Below are 21,695 nucleotides of genomic sequence, written 5' to 3' on the forward strand. Positions count from 1 at the left end.
GGCCTCATGGGGACCTGGTGCGCGGGCCCCGCGCATACGGCCGTCCCGCTGGAGATCGTCGTCCCGGCCCGCAACGAGGCCGGCCGGCTCCCGGCGGGCCTCCGCCTGCTGTGCGACAAGCTCGCCGGACTGCCGGTGCGCGCCGAGGTGATCGTCGTCGACAACGGCAGCACCGACGGCACGGCCGGGATCGCCCGTTCGTGGCGCGGGCCGGTGCCCGTGCGGACGATCCGGTGCGACCGGCCGGGCAAGGGCGCGGCCGTCCGCGCCGGGCTGCTCGCCACGCGCGGACCCTGGGTGGGGTTCATGGACGCCGACATGGCGACCGACCTCGCCGCGCTGGACGACGTCCTCGAGCTGCTGCGGGACGGGCGTCCGGTGGTGGTCGGGTCGCGGCGGCACGACCGGTCGATCGTGCAGGCGTACGCCCTGCCGTTCCGCAGGCTCGGCGCGGTCACCTTCAACCGGCTCGTGCGCGACCTCGCGGGCGGCGTCGCCGACACCCAGTGCGGGTTCAAGTTCTTCGCCGGGCCGCTGGCCCGCGCCGCCGCCGCCGACCTGCGCACGGCCGGTTTCTCGTTCGACGTCGAGCTGCTCGCGCACTGCGTGCGGCGCGGCGCCGAGGTCACCGCGATCCCGGTCGTGTGGCGCGACCGTCCCGGTTCGACGTTCTCGGTGCGGCGGCACTCGCTGCGCTGCCTCATCGACCTTGCCCTGATCCGGGCGCGCGCGGGCCGGCCCCAGGAGAACGTGCGTGTCCCGGAGCAGCCGTCCGCGCCGCCCGGCGAGCCGCCGGGCGCGGTCGCCGTGCGGGAAACGGCGCGGGAAACGGGCTTGCCCTCCTCCTCACATGCGGCGCCGGGCTTCGGGCGGGGATGAGCACCCGGCTCGCGGTCGTCAACTGGCGTGACCCCTGGCATCCGGCCGCGGGCGGCGCCGAACGCTACGCGTGGGAGGTCGCCCGGGGAATGGCCCTGCGCGGCTCCCGCGTCACCTACCTCACCGCCCGCGCGCGCGGGCAGAAGCGGAAAGAGCGGGTCGAGGACGTCACGTTCGTGCGTCTCGGCGGACGGTTCACCGTGTACCCGCTCGTCCTGCTGTGGCTGTTGCTGCACCGCCGTTCGTTCGACGCGGTCATCGACTGCCAGAACGGCATCCCGTTCTTCTCACCGTGGGCTTTGCCGCGACGCGTGCCGGTGTTCTGCGTCGTCCACCACGTGCACGACGACCAGTTCGGCTTGTACTTCCCGCCCTGGCTGGCGTGGGTCGGCCGTGTGCTGGAGGGGCCCGTGAGCCGCTGGACGTACCGGCGGCACGCTTTCGTGGTCGTCTCACCGTCCACTTTGCGTGCCGTCCGTGAACGCCTGGGCTGGACCGGTCCCGCCCACGTCGTCCACAACGGATCCGTGATCCCGGACCCCGACCTGGAGGACGCCCCGGGGGCGCGGGGCGATCCCGACCTCGTCTGCGTGACCCGGCTCGTCCCGCACAAGCGGATCGGTCTCCTCCTCGACCTCGCGGGACACCTCGCCGAGCGCCGTCCGGGCCTGCGCCTGCACGTCGTCGGGGACGGCCCGGAGGCGCCCGCGCTCGCCGCCGGCGTCGCCGCGCGCGGCCTCACCGGCGTGGTCGTCCCGCACGGCTACGTGTCCGAGGAGGTCAAGGCGGCCCTCGTCGCCCGCGCCGACCTGCACCTGTCGACGTCGCGGGGCGAGGGCTGGGGGCTCAGCGTGATCGAGGCCGCCGGGCTCGGCGTCCCGACCGTCGCCGCGGACGTCGACGGGCTGCGCGACGCCGTCCGCGACGGGGAGACGGGCTGGCTCGTCCCGTCCGGCGGCGACTTCCCCGACGTCGTCGAGCGGGCCCTCAAGGAGCTCGACGACCCGGACCGCCGCGCCGCCGTCGGCGCCGCCTGCCGCGCGTGGGCGTCGCGGTACGACTGGGAACGGACGACCGCGCGGCTGGCGGCGCTCGTCGCGGCGGCCGTCCACCGGTACGGTGACGCGACGGGCGAGGGCCCGGCGGGCGAGGGCCCGGCGGGCGGGAGTCCATCGGAAGCGGGCGCGGGGGAAGGGGATCGGCGGGACGATGGCCGTCGGAGAGGCTGACCCGCCTCGCGCGGGCCTCCGGCCAGGGGAGCGGCCGCCGGACCGGAACACCGCGGCGGACGCCGACGCGGCGGCGGCGCGGCTGCGCGACCGGCTGCGGGCCGTCGCGTGCTGCTGCGCGCTGACCGCGCTCGCCTTCTTCACCAAGCCCGGCCTCATCCTCGCCGACACCAAGATCGACATGGCGGTGAATCCGCTGGGGTTCCTCGGCGGCGCCCTCCACCTGTGGAGCCCCGAGCAGTTCGGCCAGCTCCAGAACCAGGCCGTCGGCTACCTGTTCCCGATGGGCCCGTTCTACGCGCTCGGCGACCTCGCCGGGATGCCGGCCTGGATCACCCAGCGGCTCTGGCTCGCCCTGCTGATGTGCCTGGCGTTCACCGGCACGCTCCGGCTCGCCGGACGGCTCGGCGTCGGCGGCCCGCGCTCCCGCCCGTTCGCCGCGATGGCGTACGCGCTCGCGCCGAACGCGCTGTCGACGCTCGGGCTGATCTCGTCGGAGTACATGCCGGTCGCGATGCTCCCCTGGATCGTGCTGCCGCTGGTGAGCGCGATCGCCGGGGACACCGGACGGCTGCGCGCGGCGGCCCGCTCGGGCATCGCCGTCGCCTGCTGCGGCGGCATCAACGCGACCGCGACCCTCGCGGTCCTGATCGTCCCGGCGCTCTACCTGCTGACCCGGCCGCGCGGCACGTTCCGGTTCCGGCTGGCCGCCTGGTGGTCGGCGGCGGTGGCGGCGGCGATCGCGTGGTGGCTGATCCCGCTGGTGCTGACCGGCACGTACGGGTTCTCGTGGCTGACCTACACCGAGAAGGCGTCCACGACGGCCGGTCCGACCGGGCTCGTCAACGTGCTGCGCGGCGCGGAGCGCTGGGTGAACTACCTGGTCGCGGACGGCCAGATCTGGTCGCCGGTCGGGTACGGGCTCGCGCTGGCGCCGCTCGCGATGCTGTGCACCGGCGCCGTCGCCGCGCTCGGGCTCGCCGGGCTCGTCGGGCGGCTGCTGCCCGAACGGACGTTCCTGCTGCTCACGCTGCTGTCCGGGCTCGCGATCCTGACGGCGGGCCACCTCAGCGACCTGCCGGGCCTGTTCGCCGGGGACGTCCGCGCGCTGCTCGACGGAGCCCTCGCCCCCTTCCGGAACCTGCACAAGTTCGACGCGGTGATCCGGCTGCCGCTCGCCCTCGGCCTCGCGCACGCGCTCGTCGCCGCCGCCCGATGGCTGCGGCGGCGGCGCCCGGACGAGGACCCGGAGATCGACTACCCGCGCCGGGGCGGCCTCGCCGGACGGTTCCGCGCCGCCGCCGTCCTGCCCGTGGTCGCGGCGGTCGCGCTCGGTGGCATCGGCCTGACCGGTGCGTCCCGGGGCCTTTCCGGCTCCGGGAGCTTCGAGCGGGTGCCCGGTTACTGGCAGGACGCGGCGTCCTGGCTGAACGAGCGCGCCGGACGGCAGGGCGTGCTCGCCGTCCCCGGCGCGGCGTTCGGCGAGTACCTGTGGGGCCGCCCGATGGACGACATCGTGCAGCCGCTGCTGGACGCGCGCTGGGGCGTGCGGCAGCTCGTCCCGGCCGGCTCGCCCGGCTACACCCGCGCGCTCGACGCGATCGACCTGCAGGCCAGGTCGGGCAAGCCGTCGCCGGGGCTGAGCGAGTTCCTCGGCCGGATGGGCGTCCGGTACGTCCTGGTCCGCAACGACCTGCGGCGGGAGAGCCTCGAAGGCGGGCACCCCGCCCGCGTCCACGAGGCGCTCGACGGTTCGCCGGGCCTGCGCAGGGTCGCGGAGTTCGGCCCGCCCGTCGGCCACACCCCGGCGGACGACGCCGTCTCGGCGCTCGACCAGCTCTACCCCGCGCTGGAGGTCTACGAGGTCGCGGGCGCCGCGCCCGTCGCGACGCTGGCCGGCGCCGCCGACCCCGTCCGGGTGCTCGGCGGCCCGGAGTCGCTGCTGACGATGGCCGACGGCGGCGCGCTGCCGGACGGGCCCGTCCTGCTGAACGGTGACGCGCCCGACCTCGGCGGCACCCCGGTCGTGAGCGACTCGCCGCGGCTCGTCCGGCGCAACTTCGGCGAGCTGCACCAGACGTCGCACACGCTCGCCGCCGGGCACCGCGGCGAGGCGTCCGACGTCCTGGACGACGGCTGGAAGCGGTACGCGACGCACGTGACCTACGGCGGCGGCGTCCGGGACGTGACGGCGTCGTCGGCGGCGTCCGGCGAGGACGGGGCGCCCGAAGGCCGGCTGCCCGGTGCCACCCCGTTCGCGGCGCTCGACCGCGACCCGTTCTCCGCCTGGCGCACCGGCGGGTTCGACGGGCCCGTCGGGCAGTGGCTCCGCGTCGACTTCGACCGGCCGCGCGACGTGCGCGACCTGGAGGCCGCGTTCCTGCGGGACGAGGCGCTCGGCCCGGCCGTCGCGCGCGTCGCCGTCGAGACCGAGCGCGGGACCGTCGAGCAGGACGTCGAGCGCACGGCGGACGCGCAGCCGCTCCGGGCGCCCGAGGGAGAGACCCGCTGGGTGCGCGTGCGCATCGCCGGGCTGGTCGCCGAGCCCGCCGTGCCCGGATTCGCGCGCGCGGGCATCACCGAACTGTCCGTCGGCGGCGTGAAACCCACCCGCACCTACACGATGCCGTCACCGGGCCGGACGGACGAACCCGCGACGTACGTGATGAGCCGCGTGCCCGGCGGCACGCCGGCGTGCATGCGGGGGAGCGCGCGCTGGGTGTGCTCCGAGGACCTCGGCGTCCGCGGCGAGGAGGGCGACGGCTTCGACCGGACGTTCACCTCCGCGACCGCCCGCGACGTGCGGCTCACCGGGACGGCCGTCCTGACCAGCGGCGACCTCGTCGCCGAGTACACCGAGGCGGAGGGGCAGCCGGTCGTCAAGGCGACCTCGGCCCTCACCGCCCACCCCGCGAACGGCGCCCGGTCCGCGTTCGACGGCGACCCCGCCACGACGTGGATCGCGAAGCCGGACGACCGCGCGCCCGCGTTCGCCGTCGACTGGGGGGTGCCCGGCGAGGTCGGGGCGATCGAGCTGCGGCGCCCGCCGGGCGCGTCCGGGCCCGTCCGGGTCCGGATCGAGGGCGATGACGGCGAGAGCCGCGAGGGCCTGTCGGACGGCGCGGGCCGGCTCTCGTTCGCGCCGATGACCACCGACCGGATCAAGGTCACGTTCCTGGACGGCGGCCGCGGGCGGTCGATCCAGCTCACCGACCTGGTGATCCCCGGCGTGCGGCCGATGCCGGATGTGCGCGGCGCCGACCTCGAACTGCCGTGCGGGCTCGGACCGAAGCTCCGGGTCGGCGGGACGACCGTGGAGACGAAGGCCGCGGGCACGTTCGGCGACCTGCTCGCGGGCCGTCCCGTCCGGTTCGCGGCCTGCGATCCCGCGCCGCTGGAGGCGGGCGAGAACCGGCTGACCGCCGTGCCGCTCGACTCCTACCGCGTGGAGACGGTGATCGCGGGCGGCGGGACCGCCGGAACGCGGGAGGCCGCGCCGCAGGCGGCGAAACCGGCGCCGGTGGAGGTCGTGCGCTGGGAGGCGGGCTCCCGCGAGGTGCGGGTGGACGCCGCCGCGGCGTCGTTCCTCACCGTGAACGAGAACTTCAACGAGGGCTGGCGGGCCACCGCGGGCGGTACCGAGCTGCGGCCCGTCCGGCTCGACGGGTGGAAGCAGGGGTGGATCGTCCCGGCCGGGACCCGGGGGACCGTCGAGCTGACCTACCTGCCGGACCGGGCGCAGCTCGCCTCCGTCGCGGGCGGGCTCGGCCTGCTCGTCCTGCTGCTGGGCGTCGCCGTCCGGCCGGTCCGGCGGCACCGGCGCGGCCGCCCGCCGCGCGGCCGCGCCCCCGCGCCCGTTCCCGCCGCCGGGCCCGGCTGGCCGGTCTGGGCCGCGATCCCGTTCGCCGCCGTGCTCGGCGCGTGGATCGGCGGCGTGCCCGGCGCCGCCGTGACCACCGCCGTCGCCGCCGTGTGCGGCTGGGCCCGCACGCGCCGCGCCGCCCCGCTGCGCGCGATCGCGTCGCCGTGGGTGGTGGCCGCCGCGATGGTCGCGGGAACGGCGTGCCTCGCCGTGGGCGTCCGCTGGAACCTGCTCGGCAACCCCGCGAGCCCGTCGGGCGCCCTCGGCGACGTCGTGCCGCAGGTCCTCGGGCTGGTGATCGTGGGCCGGCTGGCGATCGAGCTGTGGCGGCCGCGCCCGTCCGGCGGCGGTTCCGGGCGGGGGCCGATCTCGGTCAGCTGGGACGCGCCCGGAAGCGGCGCCGCACCGCCTGCATCGGACGTTCCACCAGGTAGAAGCTCAGCGCCCCCGCTGCAATGGACGCCGCGGCCAGCACCGGGAGATCCGTCAGGACGTTCCCGCGGAAGGCGCGGTCGAGCGCCTCGTACCAGGCGACGATGATGATCATCTGCCAGAGGAACACCCCGTAGGAGACGCGGCCGAGGAACCGCATCACCGGATTGCCCAGCGTGCGTTCCATGGCCGGATGGCCCGGCGGCGCCAGGGCCACGGGCGCCGCGAACGCCAGCCCGCACGCGCCGAGCACGATGAGGTGCAGCGTCGCGGTCCAGAAACCGTCGGGATCCGCGAGGGTGAGAGGGCCCGTGACGGGCGTGGCTCCGACGACGAACAGCATCGCCGCCGCCGTCCAGCACGCCGCCCACGAATCCGAGACGGCCCGGCACAGCGCCGCGACGGGGCGCCGCTCGTCCAGCCGTGCCCAGACCGTCACCACGGCGAGGGCCATGCCGATCGCGAACCAGACGAAGTAGCGGGGGAGCCACACGCCGGCGTGCGCGTTGTGCTCCGGGAAGAACGCGAAGGCGGTGAAGGGAAACGACAGTGCCCCGTACACGCCGATCGCGAGCAGCAGCCGTTTGGCGATGACACCCACGTCGCCCGTGCGCGCGCGCCGGGCGCACCAGCTCAGCACGGCCGCCGTGGCTGGCAGCGTGATGTACCAGGCGACCTCCACTGTGAGGCTCCACAGCGGAAGGAGATGGGAGGGACCGAGAACCGATGTCCACGCAGGATCGGGCACGTACGTTTGCGCGAGCGTCAGCAACGTCACCCACGAAAGCGGATCGCCGATGTACTCGCGCCCTGCCGTGACCATATAGATCACGACCACGACCCAGTACGCGGGCAGGATCCGCAGCGCGCGCTTGAGCAGGTACCCGCCCGCCCGGGGCGGAGGCCGTCCGTCCAGCGCCGCCGCCGCCCACGGCCGGTACAGCAGCAGCCCGGACAGCACGAAGAACAGCGCCACACCGACCTTGCCGCCGTTGAACAGCCAGCCCGCGTTCTCGCCCCGCGTGATCGTGCCCGCCGAGCCCGCCACGTGCACCAGCAGGACGGCCAGGGCCGCGATCGCGCGGACGCCCTCCAGCGGCGCCTGGAACCCGGTGATCTGCGGCGGGACGGGGCGGGCGGCCGCCCGTCCGTCCGGGCGGGAGAAACCGGTGGTCACGGGCCGCCTCCCGCCACCGCTCGCTTCCGCAGGACCAGCACGAGGTTCCAGGTGGCGACCTCCCGCAGCACCGGCACGCGGACGACGCCCCGCGCCCAGCCGGGGTGGTAGCGGGGCAGGACGTCCAGGACGTCCACGTCGTCGCGCCTCCGCGCCCACGCGAGCGCGCCCGCGACCGACACCGGATGCAGGCTGCTGCCGTACCGGTTCTTCGGCGGACGGCCGTGCCGCCGCTCGTACCAGCGCGCGGCCCGGTGCCCGCCGAGGTAGTGCCACGGGGACGTCTCGTGCCCGCCCCACGGCGACAGCCAGTTCGTGAACGACAGGTACACCGTCCCGCCCGGCCGGGTCACCCGCACCATCTCCCCGGCCATCCGCCAAGGCCGCGGGACGTGCTCCAGGACGTTCGACGAGAAGCACACGTCGGCGGCGCCCGTCCGGAACGGCAGGGCGAGCCCGCTGGCGAGAACGGTGTTCGGTCCCGGGGAGCCGTGGGCGCTCAGCTCACCGACGTCCGGATCGACGCCCGCGCAGTGGGCGCCCGCCCGCTCGAGGGCGCGGGCGAAGAACCCCGAGCCCGTCCCGACGTCGACGACCGTCGCCCCGTCCAGGTCGGCGTACGCCCGGAGCTGGGCGACCGTGTCACGTGCCAGCAGGTCGTAGAACCGCTCGGGGGCGCCGCCCTCGTGCCGGAACGCGCTGAACAGCCGCACCGAACGGGCCAGCGTCGCGCGGTTCGCGCCCGCGTCCAGGCGCACGGAGACCATCGCCACCTCGCCTCGGAGTCGGAAGGACACGGCGTCGGAAAAATACTCCGCCGAAAAGTACAGCGGGAGCTTACCGGCCGGTACACACGTGCGGGAGTCCTGTTAGCCTGACCCGACACACGCCGGAGACGGCCCCCCGGCCGCGACTGGACGGCACTCCCGGAGGTGTTCATGCGGCGACGGGTCGGTCTGCTCCTGATCTGCCTGGGAGCGTTCTTCCTCACCCTCGCGCCCCTCGTCCGGTTCTACGTGGCGGAGCAGGTCGTGCGCGCCCCGCTGAACCGGTACCAGGTCACGCACCTGGAGTCGCCGAACAGCACCTACTTCGACCAGGCCGCGCTGAAGACGCGGGAGAACGTCACGCTGCTCGCCACGAACACCGTCCGCGGCGACGTCCGGGCGAACAACGGCAACGACGACATCGCCGTCTGGGACTCGACGACGAACATCTACGACAAGGCGAACCCGGACAACCCCGTCCAGATCCAGGGGTTCCGCATCGCCTTCGACCGCCGCACGGCGGAGCTGGTCAACTGCTGCGGCGTCCACGCGGACGGCGACGGCAGCGTGCAGATGGCCGGGAGCTACGGGCTGCTGTTCCCCATCGCGAACGTCCAGAAGCGCGACTACCCGTTCTACGACCCGACGACCAAGCAGTCCGCACCGATGAAGTTCGGCGCGGTCGAGCAGGTCCACGGCATCTCCGCCTACCGGTTCACCCAGCACATCCCGCTGACGAAGACCGGCGCGGTCGACGCCGAGCTGCCGGGGACGATGCTCGGCCTCGAGGACGACGAGCCGCAGCGGGTCGACCGCTACAGCGAGGCCTACAACACGGTCTGGGTGGACCCGCGCACGGGCGTCCCGATCAAGCACCGCAAGAACATCCGCAGCACGGTCCGGACCCCGGACGGCCGCGGCGAGATGATCGTCGCGCAGGCCGACCTCGTCACCACCGAGGCCGACCAGAAGAAGGCCGTCGACCTCTCCGACGGCACCGCCCTGCAGATCGACATGGTGCGCATCTTCATCCCCGGCGCGGCCGTCCTGCTCGGCCTGCTCGGGCTGCTGATCGGCGGCCTCATGGGCCTGGGCCGCGACGAGTCGGCGGCGCCGCCCCCGCCGCAGGCCCCGCGCCGCTCCGACGGGAAGTTCGGCGACCTGTCCCCGCCGCGCCCGGCGAAGAAGCCCGACGGCAAGGCGGACGGGAAGCCCGGCGGCAAGCCGGACGGGAAGCCCGACGGGGAACCGGCGAAGCGGACCGCGAAGAAGAAGGCGCCGCCGCGTCCCGGCGGCCGCCCCGCGGCCGGGCGGAAGCCCGTCCGCAGAACCTGATCCCACCCGCACCGCCGCCCGGCCGTCGCCGGGCGGCTCCGCCATGCCCGTGAACCCGCCGCTTGATACCTGTTCTAGGGGGATACTCCCGTCCCCGCATGACGCTGAAATCCGCAACTAGAACCTGTTGCAGTTTCGTGGATTCGCGCCTAGGGTCGGGGCTGTGCGGACACGAGCAACCGAACTATTCGGCATCGAGTACCCGATCTTCGCGTTCAGTCACTGCCGCGACGTCGTCGCGGCGGTGAGCCGCGCCGGCGGCATGGGCGTCCTCGGCGCCCTGTACTTCACCCCCGAGGAGCTCGAACTCGAGCTCAAGTGGATCGACGAGCACGTCGGCGGCAAGCCCTACGGTGTGGACGTCGTCATGCCCGCCAAGTACGAGGGCGCGGACCTCGGCGACGCCGAGGAGATGCTCGGCAAGCTGCAGGGGATGATCCCCGCCGAGCACCGCAAGTTCCTCGACGACCTCCTCGCGGAGCACGGCGTCGAGCCGTCCACCGAGACCGCGCACCGCGCGCTGCTCGGCTGGACCGACCAGACCGCGCGGCCCCAGGTCGAGGTCGCGCTCCGGCACCCGATCGCGCTGCTCGCCAGCGCGCTCGGCCCGCCGCCCGCGGACGTCGTCGCCGAGGCGCACGAGCAGGGCGTCAAGGTCGCGGGCCTGGCCTCCAACGCCCGGCACGCCCGCAAGCAGACCGACGTCGGCGTCGACATCATCGTCGCGCAGGGCACCGAGGCGGGCGGCCACACCGGCGACGTCTCCACGATGGTGCTCATCCCCGAGGTCGTGGACGCCGTCGGCGACGACACGATCGTCCTCGCCGCGGGCGGCATCGGCCGCGGCCGGCAGATGGCCGCGGGCCTCGCCCTCGGCGCCGACGGCGTGTGGACGGGCTCGATCTGGCTGACCGTCGAGGAGGCCGACACCCCGAGCGCGCGATGCCGAAGCTGCTGCAGGCGTCGTCCCGGGACACCGTCCGGTCCCGCGCGTGGACGGGCAAGCCCGCCCGCTTCCTCAAGACCGCGTGGACGGACGCGTGGGAGAGCGAGGACTCCCCGGGCACCCTCCCGATGCCGATGCAGTTCATGCTGATCGCCGACGCGCTGCCCCGCATCGCCCGCTCCGGCGACGGCGAGCTGGTCACGTTCCCGGTGGGCCAGATCGTCGGCTCGATGAACCAGGTGAAGTCCACGAGCCAGGTCGTCTACGACCTCGTCGAGGAGTACGTCGAGTCGATGGAGCGGCTCAACCGGATCACCGAGGACTGAGATCGTCCGCCGCCGCGCTGGGGTGGCGCGGCGGCGGTCGTGCGGCCCGCCCGCCCGGCCTGCCCGCCGGGCGGCGGGCCGGCCCGAGGCGCGGGCGTCAGCAGGTCGAGTGGAACAGGCCCCCCACGGCACGCGAGGCGGCCAGCTCGTTGTAGACCCGGACCGCCTCGGTCGTCTCCTCGACGTGCACCTCGACGCCCGCGTCCTCCAGCGCCCGCAGCGTCTCGGGCATCGTCTTCAGCCGCAGCTCCATGCCCCGGCTGAGCACGACGACCTCGCACCCCGCGTCGAGGAGTTCGCGCACCTCGCCCGGCCGGATGCCCGGATCGTGCCGGGTGCCGTGCTCGTTCCAGTCCCATTCGCGGCCGCCGCCGGGGAAGAGCTTGAAGTCCTTCCCCGCCGGAAGGCCCTCGACCTCCATCCGCCCCCACGAAACGTGCGTGACCCGAGGCGACTTCTTCTCCATGGCCCGATGGTTTCACGCGCGTCCCGGAAAGTCCCCGTTCAGTCGATGACCGCGGTGGCCTCGACCTCGACCAGGAGGTCGGGCTCGGCCAGCGAGGCGACGCCGATCCCGGTGAGCGGCGGGAGCGCGGTGACGCCCAGCTTCGCGGCCGCCCGCGCGACCCCCTCGGTGAACCGCGACATCATCTCCGCGGGCAGGTCGCCGCGGTAGTAGACGGTCAGCTTCGCCACGTCGTCGAAGGTGGCGCCCGCCTCGGCGAGGGCGGTGGCGACGTTGAGGTAGCACTGCTCGACCTGGGCGGCGAGGTCGCCCTCGCCGACCCTGTTCCCGTCGGCGTCGCGGGCGACCTGGCCCGCGGTGAACACCAGCCGCGATCCGGTGGCGACCGACACCTGCCGGTAGAAGTCGGGCTTCGGCAGCCCCTCGGGGTTCGCCAGGGTGATGGCCATGCTGACTCCTCGTCGGGAAGGTTCGGCGGCTCGACGCCCGAAACCATAGCATTGCAATGCCATGTATTCTTTCCGCATGGCGAGGGCGAAGGATCCCGCGGTCCGCACGCTGCTCCTCGAGCGGGCCGCGCACATGCTCCGCACCCGCGAGCCCGTCACCCTGCGCTCGCTGGTGGCCGGGACGGGCGTGTCCACGATGGCCGTCTACACGCACTTCGGCGGCATGGACGGCATGTGGAAGGCTCTCCGGCAGGAGGGCTTCACCCGCCTGGCGTCCGGGTTCGGGGCGGTGCCCGCATCCGCCGACCCGGTGCGCGACCTGGCCGCCCTCGTCGCCGCCTACCTCCGCAACGCCCTCGACCACCCCGACCTGTACCGGGTCATGTTCGACGCGGGCTTCGAGCTCGAAGACCTCCCGGCCGCCGACGCCTCCCTCGAACATCTCGTCCAGGCCGTCCGCCGGGCCGTGGACGCGGGCCGCCTCCGCCCCGACACCGTCCCGCTGGACCTCGCGATCCAGAGCTGGACGATCGCGCACGGGCTCGCGTCCCTGGTCGCGGGCGGCCCGCTGCCGCGCGGGACGCTCGACCACGGCGTCCCCATGCTGGCCGCGCTGCTCGCCGCCGCGGGCGACGAGCCCGGCCGGTGCCGCCGCTCGGTCGAGGCCGGCTGGCGGCACCTGGACGGCGGGCGGCCGGTCAGCCCGGAGCGCTGACGAGCGCGACGGCGTCCGCGCCGTGCGACTCGGCGAGCTCGCGCGGGCCGTCGCCGCCGGTGTGGGCGGCCGCGATGAAGGCGAAGCGGTCGCCCAAGTCGGACGCCGCGGTCAGCGCGCCCGCGCTCCACCAGTGCAGGCCCTCGGGCACCCCGTGCCAGGGCATGCGCGACCGGGCCCGCTGGAGGTGGCCGTTGTGCGCGAACACCAGGCACGGCCCGCGCCGCGCCTCCGCCGCCGCGATGGTCCGCAGATGCTCGGCCATGAGGGAGTCGCGCAGCCCGAGCAGGGCCGGGAGCCGTTCCGGCGACGTGGACGCCAGGGCCGCGTGGTACCGCAGGATGCCCCGGGCCGTCCGGGCATGGGCGTGGGCCCGGAAGTACGCGACGTCCGAGGTGGCCCGCAGGAGGGCCGGTGCCTCGTACGCGTAGACGGCGAGGACGTCGTCCGCGAGCAGCCGCAGCGCCCGCGCCGCTTCCGTCGCGCCGACCGACTTCGCGGGGTCCGTCATCACCTCGGGATCGACCCACGCGCCGTCGTCGCCGAGCAGGGAGTCGAGGTCCCCGGCGTCGTACGGGACGCGCGGCAGGTGCTCGGCCAGGTAGGCGTGGGCCGCCGACAGCGCGGCGCGGGGGCTCGGGGCGCCGGTGATCTCGAACGGGCCGTCGAACCCGTAGAACCGGACCCGCTCCCCGGGGTCCCGGTCCGCGTTGTGCTCCCGCAGCCACGCGACCAGCCCGCGGTTGCCGGACAGCGCCCCGAACCCGTGGGTGAAGCCGGTGGCCAGGACGCCGTCCAGGTCGCCGATACCGTCGGTGACGTAGTCGTCCACGGCCGTCCCGGCGAGCAGGTCGCTCTCGACGGCGATGGATCGGTAGCCGTGGTGGTGCACCAGATGCCGGAACATCTCGTTCCGCAGCCGCGGGAACTCCGCCGCGCCGTGGGTGGGCTCGCCCAGCCCGAGAAGGGCGGGTGCCGGACGGAAGCCGTCCAGCAGCCGATCGAGCGCGGAAGCGAACCCGGCGGGGTCGTCGCCGAAGTGCAGGCCGATGTCGCGAACAGACACGAAAGCCCCTTTCGTGGAACGGTCGCACTTAACGCTATCGTTGAACAAACGGTTGAGGCTTTCTACGCGCTTGAAGTACTTTCAGCAGCCGAACCTTCAAATGAGGACATGACCCCGCGAATCTTGAGACCGGTCGATCTGGCCCGCGAGCACGGCCTGTCCGCGCAAGCCGTCCGCAACTACGAGGAGGACGGCATCCTGCCCCCGGCCGGGCGCAGCGCCAGCGGGTACCGCCGGTACACCGCCCTCCACGCGCAGGCCCTGCGCGCCTTCCTCGCCCTGCGCGCCGGGTACGGGCACCGGACGGCCGCGGAGCTCATGCGCGCCGCGGGCCGGGACGACGACGAGGCGCTCTTCCGGCTGATCGACCGGGCGCACGCCGAGCTGCTGCACGAACGCGACGTCCTCGACCAGGTCGCCGTCGCGCTCGGCGACCTGACGGCCGCGCCCGCCCCCGGCGACCGGCGGGCGGAGCTGCCCATCGGCGCGCTGGCCCACCAGCTCGGTATGCACCCCGCGTCGCTGCGCAAGTGGGAGGACGCCGGCATCCTGCGCCCCAACCGCGACCCGGTCACCGGCCGCCGCGGCTACCCGCCGGACGTCGTCCGCGACGCGCACGTCGCCCGCCAGCTCCGGCGCGGCGGCTACCCGCTCCGCCGGATCGAGCTGTTCGTCGGGCAGCTCCGCGCGGCGGGGACACCGCCGCCCTCGAGGACGTCCTCGCCGAATGGCGCGTCCGTCTCCGGCACCGGAGCCGCGCGATGCTCGCGGCCGGAGCGCACCTCGACGACTACCTGACCATCCGCGCGACCCGCCTTCCCGACACCGACCGTCCCCGCGTCCTCGCCGAGGACCTGCCGAAAGCCGAGAAACCCCGATGAACAAGTGGCTCCCCCTGGTCGCGGCGATCCTGATGGAGGTGACCGCCACGCTGTCGCTGCGCGCGGCGGTCGACCATCCCGCCTGGTACGCGCTGGTGACCGTCGGCTACCTCGGCGCGTTCGTCGCCCTGGGCGCCGCGCTGCGCGCGGGCCTCGGCGTCGGCGTGGCCTACGGCGTCTGGGCCGCCTGCGGCGTCGTGCTGACCGCCGTGCTGGCCGCCGTCATCTTCGACGACCCGCTCACCGCCACCATGGGCGTGGGCATCGCGCTGGTCATCGCCGGGGTCCTGTGCGTGGAGCTCGGCTCCCAGCACGCCGCGCGAAAGGAGACCTCCGCATGATCTGGCTCCTCCTGATGGGCGCGATCGTGTCCGAGGTCGCGGCGACCCTCTCCCTCCGGATGGCCTCCCAGCCGGGCGGGCGCAAGATCTGGTTCGCCGCGGTGGCCGCCGGATACCTGGCCGCCTTCGTGTTCCTGACGTTCGCGCTGTACGACGGCCTGGGCATCGGCGTCGCGTACGGCATCTGGGCCGCCTCCGGCGTCGCCCTGACCGCCATCGCGTCCCGCGTGCTGTTCAAGGAGGCGCTGACGCGGGTCATGGGCCTGGGCATCGCCCTGATCGCGGCCGGTGTCCTGTTCATCGAACTCGGCGCCGCCCACTGACGCGCCGAGCTCCTCCCCGGCGCCGCGATGGCGGCGAGGGCGACCCGGGGTGACCGGCCTCGGACCGGCGGACAGGCCGGTCGACCTCGCCGGCTCGACGGTACGGGCCCGAGCCGTAACGGCCGCCGGCTGTCACGCCACCCAGGACGGGACGACCTGGCCCAGCCGGGCCGGGTCGGTCAGCCCGTCGATCGCGGTGACGGCGCCGTCCGCCACGGTGAAGGCCAGCACCGTGACGGGCCGTCCGCGGACGGTGATGACGACGCCCGGCACGCCGCCCACGAGCGCCGGGTGCGCCCGCGCGTCCGGGCGCGCGAACATCGCCGCCTGCGCGGCGATCTCCCTCGCGCCGCGGAGCACGGCGGTGCCGTCGGGCCCCTGCGCCCGCAGCTCGACCCCGGGGGCCAGCACGGACAGCAGCCCGGCGATGTCGCCCCGGCCGGCCGCCGCGAGGAACGCGTCGACGACGCCCCGGGCGGCGGTGTGGGCGTCGGGGGCGGGGACGCCCGATCGCAGCCGCCCCCGGGCCCGGCTGGCGAGCATCTTCGTGGCCGCGGTGCTCCGGCCGAGGACGGCCGCGATCGCGTCGAACGGGACCTCGAAGACGTCGTGGAGGACGAACGACACCCGCTCCGCCGGGGTGAGGGCGTCCATGACCACGTACAGCGCGAGGCCGACCGAGTCGGCGAGCACGGCCTCCGACTCGGGGTCGGTTCCGGAGTCCGTCTCCCGGGGGAGCGCGCCGATCTCGAGTTCGAGCGGCCGCTCGCGCCGCGTCCCGCGCCTGCGGAGCGCGTCGAGGCAGATCCGGCCGGTCACCGTGGTGAGCCAGCCGCGCAGGTCGTCGATGCCGTCGCGGCCGGTCCGGGCGAGCCGCAGCCACGCCTCCTGGACGGCGTCGTCCGCATCGGCGTGCGAGTCGAGCACGCGGAACGCGATCGCGTGCAGGTAGGCCCGCTGGGTCTCGAACTCCGCGGCGAGATCGTCCTTGTCGGTCACGGTCCTCCCTGGCGTACGGCGGTGTCGTCATCAGGACGCGTCGCGCGCCGCAGAGGTAACGGCCGCGCCGACGTTACCTCCCGCCGGGGCCGCACGTCGTAGTGCCGTCCACCGATCCGAGGAGGAGAAAAATGACGGCACGCATCACGAACACGGCGGGCGGGGCCGGCGTCACGAAAGGCGTCCAGCACCTGTTCAAGGAGGTGTACGCGGGCGGGGTGCCGCCCCAGACGCTCGAGCTGGTGCATCTGCGCGCGAGCCAGATCAACGGCTGCAGCGCCTGCGTCGATGCGGGCGGCACGAGCGCGGCCAAGGCCGGTGTCGGTCCCGAGAAGCTGCTCGGCCTCGCCGCCTGGTACGAGAACCCGCTCTTCGACGACGCCGAGCGCGCCGCGCTCGCGCTCGCGGAGGCCGCGACCCGGCTCGCCGACCGTCCCGGCGCGGTCACCGACGAGATCTGGGCCGAGGCCGCGCGGCACTACGACGAGCGGCAACTCGGGTCCCTGGTGCTGATGGTGGCGGTCACCAACTTCTTCAACCGCATCAACACCACCTTCCGGGTGCCCGCCGGAACCGCCTGGGACTGACCCCGGACCGCGGCCGCCGCGCGTCCGTGACCGCCCGCGCGCCAACGAGGAAGCCCGGGCGGGCGGCCACGGGACGCGGCTGGCGACCTCGCTAGGCTGCGCCCGTGCCCGTCGACGGACGCGGGCGGCTTTCGGTCCAGGAGGCACGTGATGGCGGATTCCCGGCCCGATTTCGGTCTCACCGCGGCGGACTACGGCCGGCACCGGGCGGGCTTCCCCGCCGAGCTGATCGACCGGTTGAAGCCCTACGGGATCGGCGTCCCCGGGCAGGACGCGCTCGATCTCGGCACGGGCACCGGCACCCTGGCCCGGCTGCTCGCCCGGGCCGGAGCGACCGTCACCGGCATCGACCCGTCCGCCCCACTCCTCGAACAGGCTCGGCGACTCGACCGCGCCGCAGGGGTAAGGATCGAGTACCACCTCGGTACCGCCGAGTCCACCGGCCTTCCGGACGCCTCCTACGACGTGGTCACCGCCGGGCAATGCTGGCACTGGTTCGACGCGGCCCGCGCCACCGCCGAGATCCGGCGCGTCCTGCGACCCGGCGGGCAGGTCCTCATCGCGCACTTCGACTGGCTGCCGCTCCCGGGCAACGTCGTCAGCGCGACCGAGGCGCTGATCACCCGATTCAACCCCGCCTGGACGATGGGCGGCTCCACCGGACTCCACCCGAGCCGGCTGACCGACCTGGCGACCGGCGGATTCACGGACATCGAGACGTTCTCCTTCGATGTCGCCGTCCCGTACACGCCGGAGGCGTGGATCGGGCGGGTCCGGGCCAGTGCCGGTGTGGGGGCCGTGCTGCCGCCGGAGGAGGTGGCCGAGTTCAGCGAGCGCCTCGCCGAGACGATCCGCGCCGAACATCCCGGCGACGTCCTGCGAATCCCGCACCGGACGTGGGCGGTCCGCGCCGTCCTGCCGGATCCGGCGGGGCCGCGCGCCTGACCGCTCGTCCGTCCAGGTGCCGGACGACCGCCCCGGCGGTTTAGGGCCCACACGCACCGGTGACCACGGAGAGTAGTCAATCTACTTCGGGGAGTCGCTCATGAGCCCGGTCATCTTCGACCACGCCTGCACCGGACACCGCCTGCCGCACGCGCGCTGCCTCGCGCACGCCGCCGACCTCGCCTACAAGGACGACGCCGTGGTGGAGGCGACCGCGCGCGACTGGGGGTTCGACGGCGTGCGGACCTTCCGCGCCCGGACCGCCGAACCGTTCCCGATCCAGGACACCGAGGCGTACGTGGCGGCCGGCGACCAGATGATCATCGCCGCGTTCCGGGGCACCGAACCCGCCGAGGTCCGCGACTGGATCTCCGACATCAACGCCCCCCTCGTCGCCCACCAGGGCGGCGAGGGGATGGTGCACTCCGGATTCAGCCAGGCCCTCGACGCCGTCTACGCGGACGTGCGCGACACGATCGAGGAGTTCCGCACCAACGGGCAGTCGCTCTGGTTCACCGGGCACAGCCTCGGCGGCGCGCTCGCCATGCTCGCCGCCGCCCGGCTCTACTCCGAAGACCCGTCCATGCTCCCCGACGGCGTCTACACCTTCGGCCAGCCCCGGACGGGCGACGCCGACCTGGTCAGGGCCTACGACAAGGCGTTCGCGAACCGCATGTACCGGTTCGTCAACAACAACGACATCGTCCCGCAGGTGCCGCCGGAACCGCTCTACCGGCACGTCGAGAAGGTCATGTACTTCGACGCGCGGGGTCGCCTCCGCGAGGAGAAGATGTCCGTTCTCGGCGGCCTGGGCGACAGCCTCGCCGGGCACACCGCCGACCCGCTCTCGCCCGGCGCCGACGCCGTCCGCGACCACTTCATCCAGGCGTACCTGACGAACATGGACCGCGTGGGTGCCCGTTAGGCCCTCGGGGCGCCGCTGCTCGCAGAGCTCGGCGGTGTCTACCTGAAGGACGTCGACGTCTCACCGCTCGACACCCCGCGTCCGATCGACTTCGGGGCCGCCGACGACGTCCCGTCCGACGTCGTCCCGCACGCCGTCGACCCGGAGTCGGCCCGCCGGCTCTGGGACCTGAGCCTCCGGCCGCTCGAAGCCTGACGGAGAGCGCATCCCGAGCAGGACGAACGGGAGCGCGGCCGCGGCGAGGACGGCGCCGATCACGCACACCGACGCGAGGTCGGCGCCGCCCGCGAACGACGCGGCGGCCAGCACGGGCGTGAGGCTGATGCCGAGCTGGAACGCCGACACCGTCGTCGCGCCCGCGAGGGTCGGGGCGTCGGCCGCGATGGCGAAGACGCGCGCGTAGAGCGCGGGGTTCACCAGGAACGCGGCGACGCCCAGCAGGAACACCGCGGGCACGACCGCCCAGACCCGGTGGACGGCACCGGCCATCACAACCGACAGGACCGCGATCGCCACCGCGCCGGTGAGCAGCGCGGCGTGCGGCCGCCGGTCGGCGATCCGGCCGCCGATGGACAGCCCGGCGAAGGCGCCCGCGCCGAACAGGGCGAGGATCGCCGGGATCCACGCCTCGGGCACGCCGGTGACGTCGCCGAGCATGGCCGCCAGGTAGTTGAACGTGATCATGTACGCCGCCGTGGTCAGGATCGTGATCGCGTAGACGCCCCAGAGCCCCGGCCTGCGCATCGCGCCGAGCTCCCGGGACACGCTCGGACGCACCGCCGCGCCGGGGTCGGCGGCCGGGAGGCCGAGCAGGCAGCCGGCGATCCCGGCCGCCGTCAGGACGACGATGGCCCAGAAGCCGCCGCGCCACTCGGTGAAGTGGCTGAGCAGCGTGCCTACCGGGCCGCCGGCGACCATCGCCACGCTGAGGCCGCTGACGACGACTCCGGAGGCGCGCGCGTTCCGGTCCGGCGTCACCAGGCCGATCGCGGTCACCGCCGCGACGGCGAAGAACCCCGCGTAAGCGATCCCCGCGACCAGCCTGGTGAGCAGCAGGAGCCGGTAGTCGCCGAGCAGTCCGGCGGCGATGCTCGCCGCGAAGACGGCCTGCGTCACCACCAGCGCGGTGCGGCGGGGCCAGCGCAGGCTGAGGACGGCGAACGGCGGCCCGCCGACCACCACGCCGAGCGCGAACACCGTGATCAGGAGCCCGGCCGACGACAGCGTGATGTCCAGGTCGGCGGCGACCGCGGGCAGCACACCGGCGAGCAGGAACTCGGCGCTGCCCATCGCGAACAGGCTGAACCCCAGCAGGTAGACCCCGACGGGCAGGCGGGACGGCGCCGTGGTGCCCCTCATCGGCCCGCACCCGTGGCGCGCGCCGCGGCCGTCAGCTCCCGCTCCAGCAGCCAGGACGTCATGCCGATCGCGGCCGCCGACCCCGCGCCCGCCGCGGACACGATCTGCGCCCGCGGGCTCACCACGTTCCCGGCCGCCCAGAGCCCCGGGACGTCCGTGGCCCCCTGCGGGTCGACGGCGACGAACCCGCTCGCAGGGTCCCGGGCCGCGCCGAGCATGGACAGGACGGAGTCGTGGGGCACCGGGCGCGGCGCGACGAAGATCGCCTCGCACGCGACGGACCCGCCGTCATCGAGGTCGATCACGACCGGGTCCGGGCCCGCGCCCGTCCCGATCCGCGCCACTCGGCCGTCCACCAGGCGCACCCCGTACGCCTCGAGCCGCCGCCGCTCGGCGGTGCCGACGTCCGTCCCGTTCACGCAGTACGTGACCGCGTCGCTGTAGCGGCGCAGCAGCGCGGCGATGTGCCGCGACGCCGCCGCCATCGCCGCGCTGCCCAGCACCGCGATCGTCCGTCCCCGCACCTCGTAGCCGTGGCAGTGGGGGCAGTGGTGCACCTCGGACGCCCACCGCTCGGACAGGCCCGGAATGTCGGGCAGTTCGTCGGTCAGCCCGGTCGCCACCAGCACCGACCGGGCCCGCAGCACGCGGCCGTCGTCGAGCCGCAGCTCGAACGTCCCACCGGGTGCCCGTCCCGTGCCGATCACCGATCCCGGCACGAGCGTCCCGCCGAAGCGGGCGAGCTCGTCCCGTCCCGTCCCGAGGAAGTCGCGCGGCGCCATGCCGTCCCGCGACAGGTAGCCGTGCATGTGGGCGGCCGGCCCGTTCCGGGGCGCCCCGCCGTCGACGACCGTGACCGCGAACCGTGCCCGCGCGAGCACGACCCCGGCCGACAGGCCCGCCGCGCCGCCGCCGATGACGACGGCGTCCGCTGCTGTGTCCATTCGGATCACCTCCGCCCCCAGGGTCGGGAGAGCCCGCCGGTTACGGCAAAGAACCTTGCCGTTTCCGGGACACATTGGTTGACTGCGCCGCATGGACGACCAGCCGAGCGTCGACGCCGTGATCGAGCAGATCGCCCCCCGCCTGCGGCGCGCCCGCGAGAAGAAGGGCCTCAGCCTGGCGGACCTCTCCCGCGCCACCGGCATCTCGACCAGCACGCTCTCCCGGCTGGAGTCGGCCCAGCGCAAACCGAGCCTCGAACTCCTCCTGCCGATCACCGCGGCGCTCGGTGTCCCCTTCGACGAGATCGTCGCCGCGCCCCGGATCCTCGACCCGCGCGTCCCGCAGGAACCCACCAGGCGGGACGGCCGGGTCCTGATCCCGCTGTCCCGGCAGCAGGGCGAGCCGCGCGCGTACAAGATGACGATCCCGGGGCACGACGAGCAGCCCCACCTGCGGACCCACGCGGGCCACGAATGGCTCTACGTCCTGCGGGGCCGCCTCCGCGTCACGCTCGGCGACCACGACTTCCTCATGGGCCCCGGCGAGGCCGCCGAGTTCGACTGCCAGATCCCGCACTGGTTCGGCGCCGCCGGGCGCGGCAGCGTCGAACTGCTCAGCCTCTTCGGGAAGCAGGGCGAGCGCATCCACCTCCGCACCCGTCCGGCATCCCGGACTTCGCGGGATCCGCTGTAGCCTGTCGCGGCCCGTCCGCTCGATGGGCCGCGCGGACCGGGAGGTCAA

19 protein-coding genes and 2 pseudogenes are annotated in these 21,695 nt (G+C 74.4%); 13 read left to right on the plus strand and 8 right to left on the minus strand.

Annotated elements, in window-relative coordinates; genetic code table 11:
- Positions 1–6 precede the first annotated feature (6 nt).
- From F7P10_RS26010 to F7P10_RS44615, 3 genes and pseudogenes are all read left to right on the plus strand, one after another.
- Entirely contained in the window at positions 7–879 is an 873-nt protein-coding gene (locus F7P10_RS26010) for a glycosyltransferase (protein ID WP_151013072.1), read from the plus strand.
- On the plus strand, positions 876–2,108 hold the full coding sequence (locus tag F7P10_RS26015; protein ID WP_151013074.1) for a glycosyltransferase family 4 protein: 1,233 nt from the start codon (positions 876–878) through the stop codon (positions 2,106–2,108). The genes F7P10_RS26010 and F7P10_RS26015 overlap by 4 nt, the downstream gene beginning before the upstream one ends.
- Positions 2,109–2,289: 181 nt before the next feature.
- A pseudogene (locus F7P10_RS44615) lies at positions 2,290–4,161 on the plus strand (alpha-(1->3)-arabinofuranosyltransferase family protein); the annotation flags it as partial.
- Between the two features lie 2,182 nt (positions 4,162–6,343).
- On the opposite strand, the gene F7P10_RS44620 reads toward F7P10_RS44615, so the two are convergent.
- The gene (locus tag F7P10_RS44620; RefSeq protein WP_254716023.1) at positions 6,344–7,579 is read right to left on the minus strand and encodes an acyltransferase; all 1,236 of its coding nucleotides are present in this window, start codon (positions 7,577–7,579) and stop codon (positions 6,344–6,346) included.
- Positions 7,576–8,346: a class I SAM-dependent methyltransferase gene (locus F7P10_RS26030; protein ID WP_151013080.1), complete on the minus strand. Its 771-nt coding sequence runs from the start codon at positions 8,344–8,346 to the stop codon at positions 7,576–7,578. Before F7P10_RS26030 ends, F7P10_RS44620 begins: the two co-directional genes overlap by 4 nt.
- 171 nt (positions 8,347–8,517) lie before the next feature.
- On the opposite strand from F7P10_RS26030, the gene F7P10_RS26035 reads away from it, so the two are divergent.
- On the plus strand, positions 8,518–9,681 hold the full coding sequence (locus F7P10_RS26035; RefSeq protein WP_151013081.1) for a DUF3068 domain-containing protein: 1,164 nt from the start codon (positions 8,518–8,520) through the stop codon (positions 9,679–9,681).
- 163 nt (positions 9,682–9,844) lie between these two features.
- Positions 9,845–10,953, plus strand: a pseudogene (locus F7P10_RS26040) (NAD(P)H-dependent flavin oxidoreductase).
- A 97-nt stretch (positions 10,954–11,050) separates the two neighbouring features.
- Here F7P10_RS26040 and F7P10_RS26045 read toward each other — a convergent pair.
- Both F7P10_RS26045 and F7P10_RS26050 read right to left on the minus strand, forming a co-directional pair.
- Entirely contained in the window at positions 11,051–11,419 is a 369-nt protein-coding gene (locus F7P10_RS26045; protein WP_151013083.1) for an Mth938-like domain-containing protein, read from the minus strand.
- A gap of 38 nt (positions 11,420–11,457) precedes the next feature.
- Entirely contained in the window at positions 11,458–11,868 is a 411-nt protein-coding gene (locus F7P10_RS26050) for a RidA family protein (protein WP_151013085.1), read from the minus strand.
- A gap of 76 nt (positions 11,869–11,944) precedes the next feature.
- Here F7P10_RS26050 and F7P10_RS26055 point away from each other — a divergent pair, with 76 nt between their 5' ends.
- Positions 11,945–12,583, plus strand: a complete 639-nt coding sequence (locus F7P10_RS26055; RefSeq protein WP_151013087.1) for a TetR/AcrR family transcriptional regulator — start codon at positions 11,945–11,947, stop codon at positions 12,581–12,583.
- Here the strand turns inward: F7P10_RS26055 and F7P10_RS26060 are convergent.
- Positions 12,567–13,649: an erythromycin esterase family protein gene (locus F7P10_RS26060; protein WP_151013089.1), complete on the minus strand. Its 1,083-nt coding sequence runs from the start codon at positions 13,647–13,649 to the stop codon at positions 12,567–12,569. The genes F7P10_RS26055 and F7P10_RS26060 overlap by 17 nt on opposite strands.
- A gap of 108 nt (positions 13,650–13,757) precedes the next feature.
- On the opposite strand from F7P10_RS26060, the gene F7P10_RS26065 reads away from it, so the two are divergent.
- From F7P10_RS26065 to F7P10_RS26075, 3 genes are all read left to right on the plus strand, one after another.
- Complete coding sequence (locus tag F7P10_RS26065) at positions 13,758–14,447, plus strand: MerR family transcriptional regulator (protein WP_368077424.1); 690 nt, start codon at positions 13,758–13,760, stop codon at positions 14,445–14,447.
- A gap of 79 nt (positions 14,448–14,526) precedes the next feature.
- A complete protein-coding gene (locus F7P10_RS26070; RefSeq protein ID WP_151013091.1) occupies positions 14,527–14,871 on the plus strand; it encodes a multidrug efflux SMR transporter in 345 nt (114 codons plus the stop codon).
- Positions 14,868–15,194 carry a multidrug efflux SMR transporter gene (locus tag F7P10_RS26075; protein WP_151013093.1) on the plus strand — a complete coding sequence of 109 codons (327 nt, stop codon included), beginning with the start codon at positions 14,868–14,870 and terminating at the stop codon, positions 15,192–15,194. The genes F7P10_RS26070 and F7P10_RS26075 overlap by 4 nt, the downstream gene beginning before the upstream one ends.
- Positions 15,195–15,326: 132 nt before the next feature.
- On the opposite strand, the gene F7P10_RS26080 is transcribed toward F7P10_RS26075, so the two are convergent.
- Complete coding sequence (locus F7P10_RS26080; RefSeq protein ID WP_151013095.1) at positions 15,327–16,193, minus strand: sigma-70 family RNA polymerase sigma factor; 867 nt, start codon at positions 16,191–16,193, stop codon at positions 15,327–15,329.
- 131 nt (positions 16,194–16,324) lie between these two features.
- Between F7P10_RS26080 and F7P10_RS26085 the strand changes: the two genes are divergently transcribed.
- From F7P10_RS26085 to F7P10_RS26095, 3 genes are all read left to right on the plus strand, one after another.
- Complete coding sequence (locus tag F7P10_RS26085; protein WP_151013097.1) at positions 16,325–16,780, plus strand: carboxymuconolactone decarboxylase family protein; 456 nt, start codon at positions 16,325–16,327, stop codon at positions 16,778–16,780.
- Positions 16,781–16,930: 150 nt separating this feature from the next.
- Positions 16,931–17,725: a class I SAM-dependent methyltransferase gene (locus F7P10_RS26090; RefSeq protein WP_151013099.1), complete on the plus strand. Its 795-nt coding sequence runs from the start codon at positions 16,931–16,933 to the stop codon at positions 17,723–17,725.
- Positions 17,726–17,825: 100 nt separating this feature from the next.
- Complete coding sequence (locus F7P10_RS26095) at positions 17,826–18,650, plus strand: lipase family protein (RefSeq protein ID WP_151013101.1); 825 nt, start codon at positions 17,826–17,828, stop codon at positions 18,648–18,650.
- A gap of 60 nt (positions 18,651–18,710) precedes the next feature.
- Here the strand turns inward: F7P10_RS26095 and F7P10_RS26100 are convergent, their stop codons facing one another.
- Positions 18,711–20,009: an MFS transporter gene (locus F7P10_RS26100; RefSeq protein WP_218040142.1), complete on the minus strand. Its 1,299-nt coding sequence runs from the start codon at positions 20,007–20,009 to the stop codon at positions 18,711–18,713.
- Positions 20,006–20,953 carry an NAD(P)/FAD-dependent oxidoreductase gene (locus F7P10_RS26105; RefSeq protein ID WP_151013103.1) on the minus strand — a complete coding sequence of 316 codons (948 nt, stop codon included), beginning with the start codon at positions 20,951–20,953 and terminating at the stop codon, positions 20,006–20,008. The genes F7P10_RS26100 and F7P10_RS26105 overlap by 4 nt, the downstream gene beginning before the upstream one ends.
- 91 nt (positions 20,954–21,044) lie before the next feature.
- Here F7P10_RS26105 and F7P10_RS26110 point away from each other — a divergent pair, with 91 nt between their 5' ends.
- A complete protein-coding gene (locus F7P10_RS26110) occupies positions 21,045–21,647 on the plus strand; it encodes a helix-turn-helix domain-containing protein (protein ID WP_151013105.1) in 603 nt (200 codons plus the stop codon).
- Positions 21,648–21,695 lie beyond the last annotated feature (48 nt).

The sequence above is a fragment of the Actinomadura sp. WMMB 499 genome (genome assembly GCF_008824145.1).
Lineage (GTDB): Bacteria > Actinomycetota > Actinomycetes > Streptosporangiales > Streptosporangiaceae > Spirillospora.

Excerpts from the sequence above, each read along its gene's own strand:
- F7P10_RS26075 (WP_151013093.1), top strand. The coding sequence starts at position 14,868 with ATGATCTGGCTCCTCCTGATGGGCGCGATCGTGTCCGAGGTCGCGGCG.
- F7P10_RS26105 (WP_151013103.1), bottom strand. The coding sequence starts at position 20,953 with ATGGACACAGCAGCGGACGCCGTCGTCATCGGCGGCGGCGCGGCGGGC.
- F7P10_RS26030 (WP_151013080.1), bottom strand. The coding sequence starts at position 8,346 with ATGGTCTCCGTGCGCCTGGACGCGGGCGCGAACCGCGCGACGCTGGCC.
- F7P10_RS26015 (WP_151013074.1), top strand. The coding sequence starts at position 876 with ATGAGCACCCGGCTCGCGGTCGTCAACTGGCGTGACCCCTGGCATCCG.
- F7P10_RS26035 (WP_151013081.1), top strand. The coding sequence starts at position 8,518 with ATGCGGCGACGGGTCGGTCTGCTCCTGATCTGCCTGGGAGCGTTCTTC.
- F7P10_RS26100 (WP_218040142.1), bottom strand. The coding sequence starts at position 20,009 with ATGAGGGGCACCACGGCGCCGTCCCGCCTGCCCGTCGGGGTCTACCTG.
- F7P10_RS26010 (WP_151013072.1), top strand. The coding sequence starts at position 7 with ATGGGGACCTGGTGCGCGGGCCCCGCGCATACGGCCGTCCCGCTGGAG.
- F7P10_RS26065 (WP_368077424.1), top strand. The coding sequence starts at position 13,758 with ATGACCCCGCGAATCTTGAGACCGGTCGATCTGGCCCGCGAGCACGGC.
- F7P10_RS26050 (WP_151013085.1), bottom strand. The coding sequence starts at position 11,868 with ATGGCCATCACCCTGGCGAACCCCGAGGGGCTGCCGAAGCCCGACTTC.
- F7P10_RS26090 (WP_151013099.1), top strand. The coding sequence starts at position 16,931 with ATGGCGGATTCCCGGCCCGATTTCGGTCTCACCGCGGCGGACTACGGC.
- F7P10_RS26070 (WP_151013091.1), top strand. The coding sequence starts at position 14,527 with ATGAACAAGTGGCTCCCCCTGGTCGCGGCGATCCTGATGGAGGTGACC.
- F7P10_RS26095 (WP_151013101.1), top strand. The coding sequence starts at position 17,826 with ATGAGCCCGGTCATCTTCGACCACGCCTGCACCGGACACCGCCTGCCG.
- F7P10_RS26110 (WP_151013105.1), top strand. The coding sequence starts at position 21,045 with ATGGACGACCAGCCGAGCGTCGACGCCGTGATCGAGCAGATCGCCCCC.
- F7P10_RS26085 (WP_151013097.1), top strand. The coding sequence starts at position 16,325 with ATGACGGCACGCATCACGAACACGGCGGGCGGGGCCGGCGTCACGAAA.
- F7P10_RS26055 (WP_151013087.1), top strand. The coding sequence starts at position 11,945 with ATGGCGAGGGCGAAGGATCCCGCGGTCCGCACGCTGCTCCTCGAGCGG.
- F7P10_RS26045 (WP_151013083.1), bottom strand. The coding sequence starts at position 11,419 with ATGGAGAAGAAGTCGCCTCGGGTCACGCACGTTTCGTGGGGGCGGATG.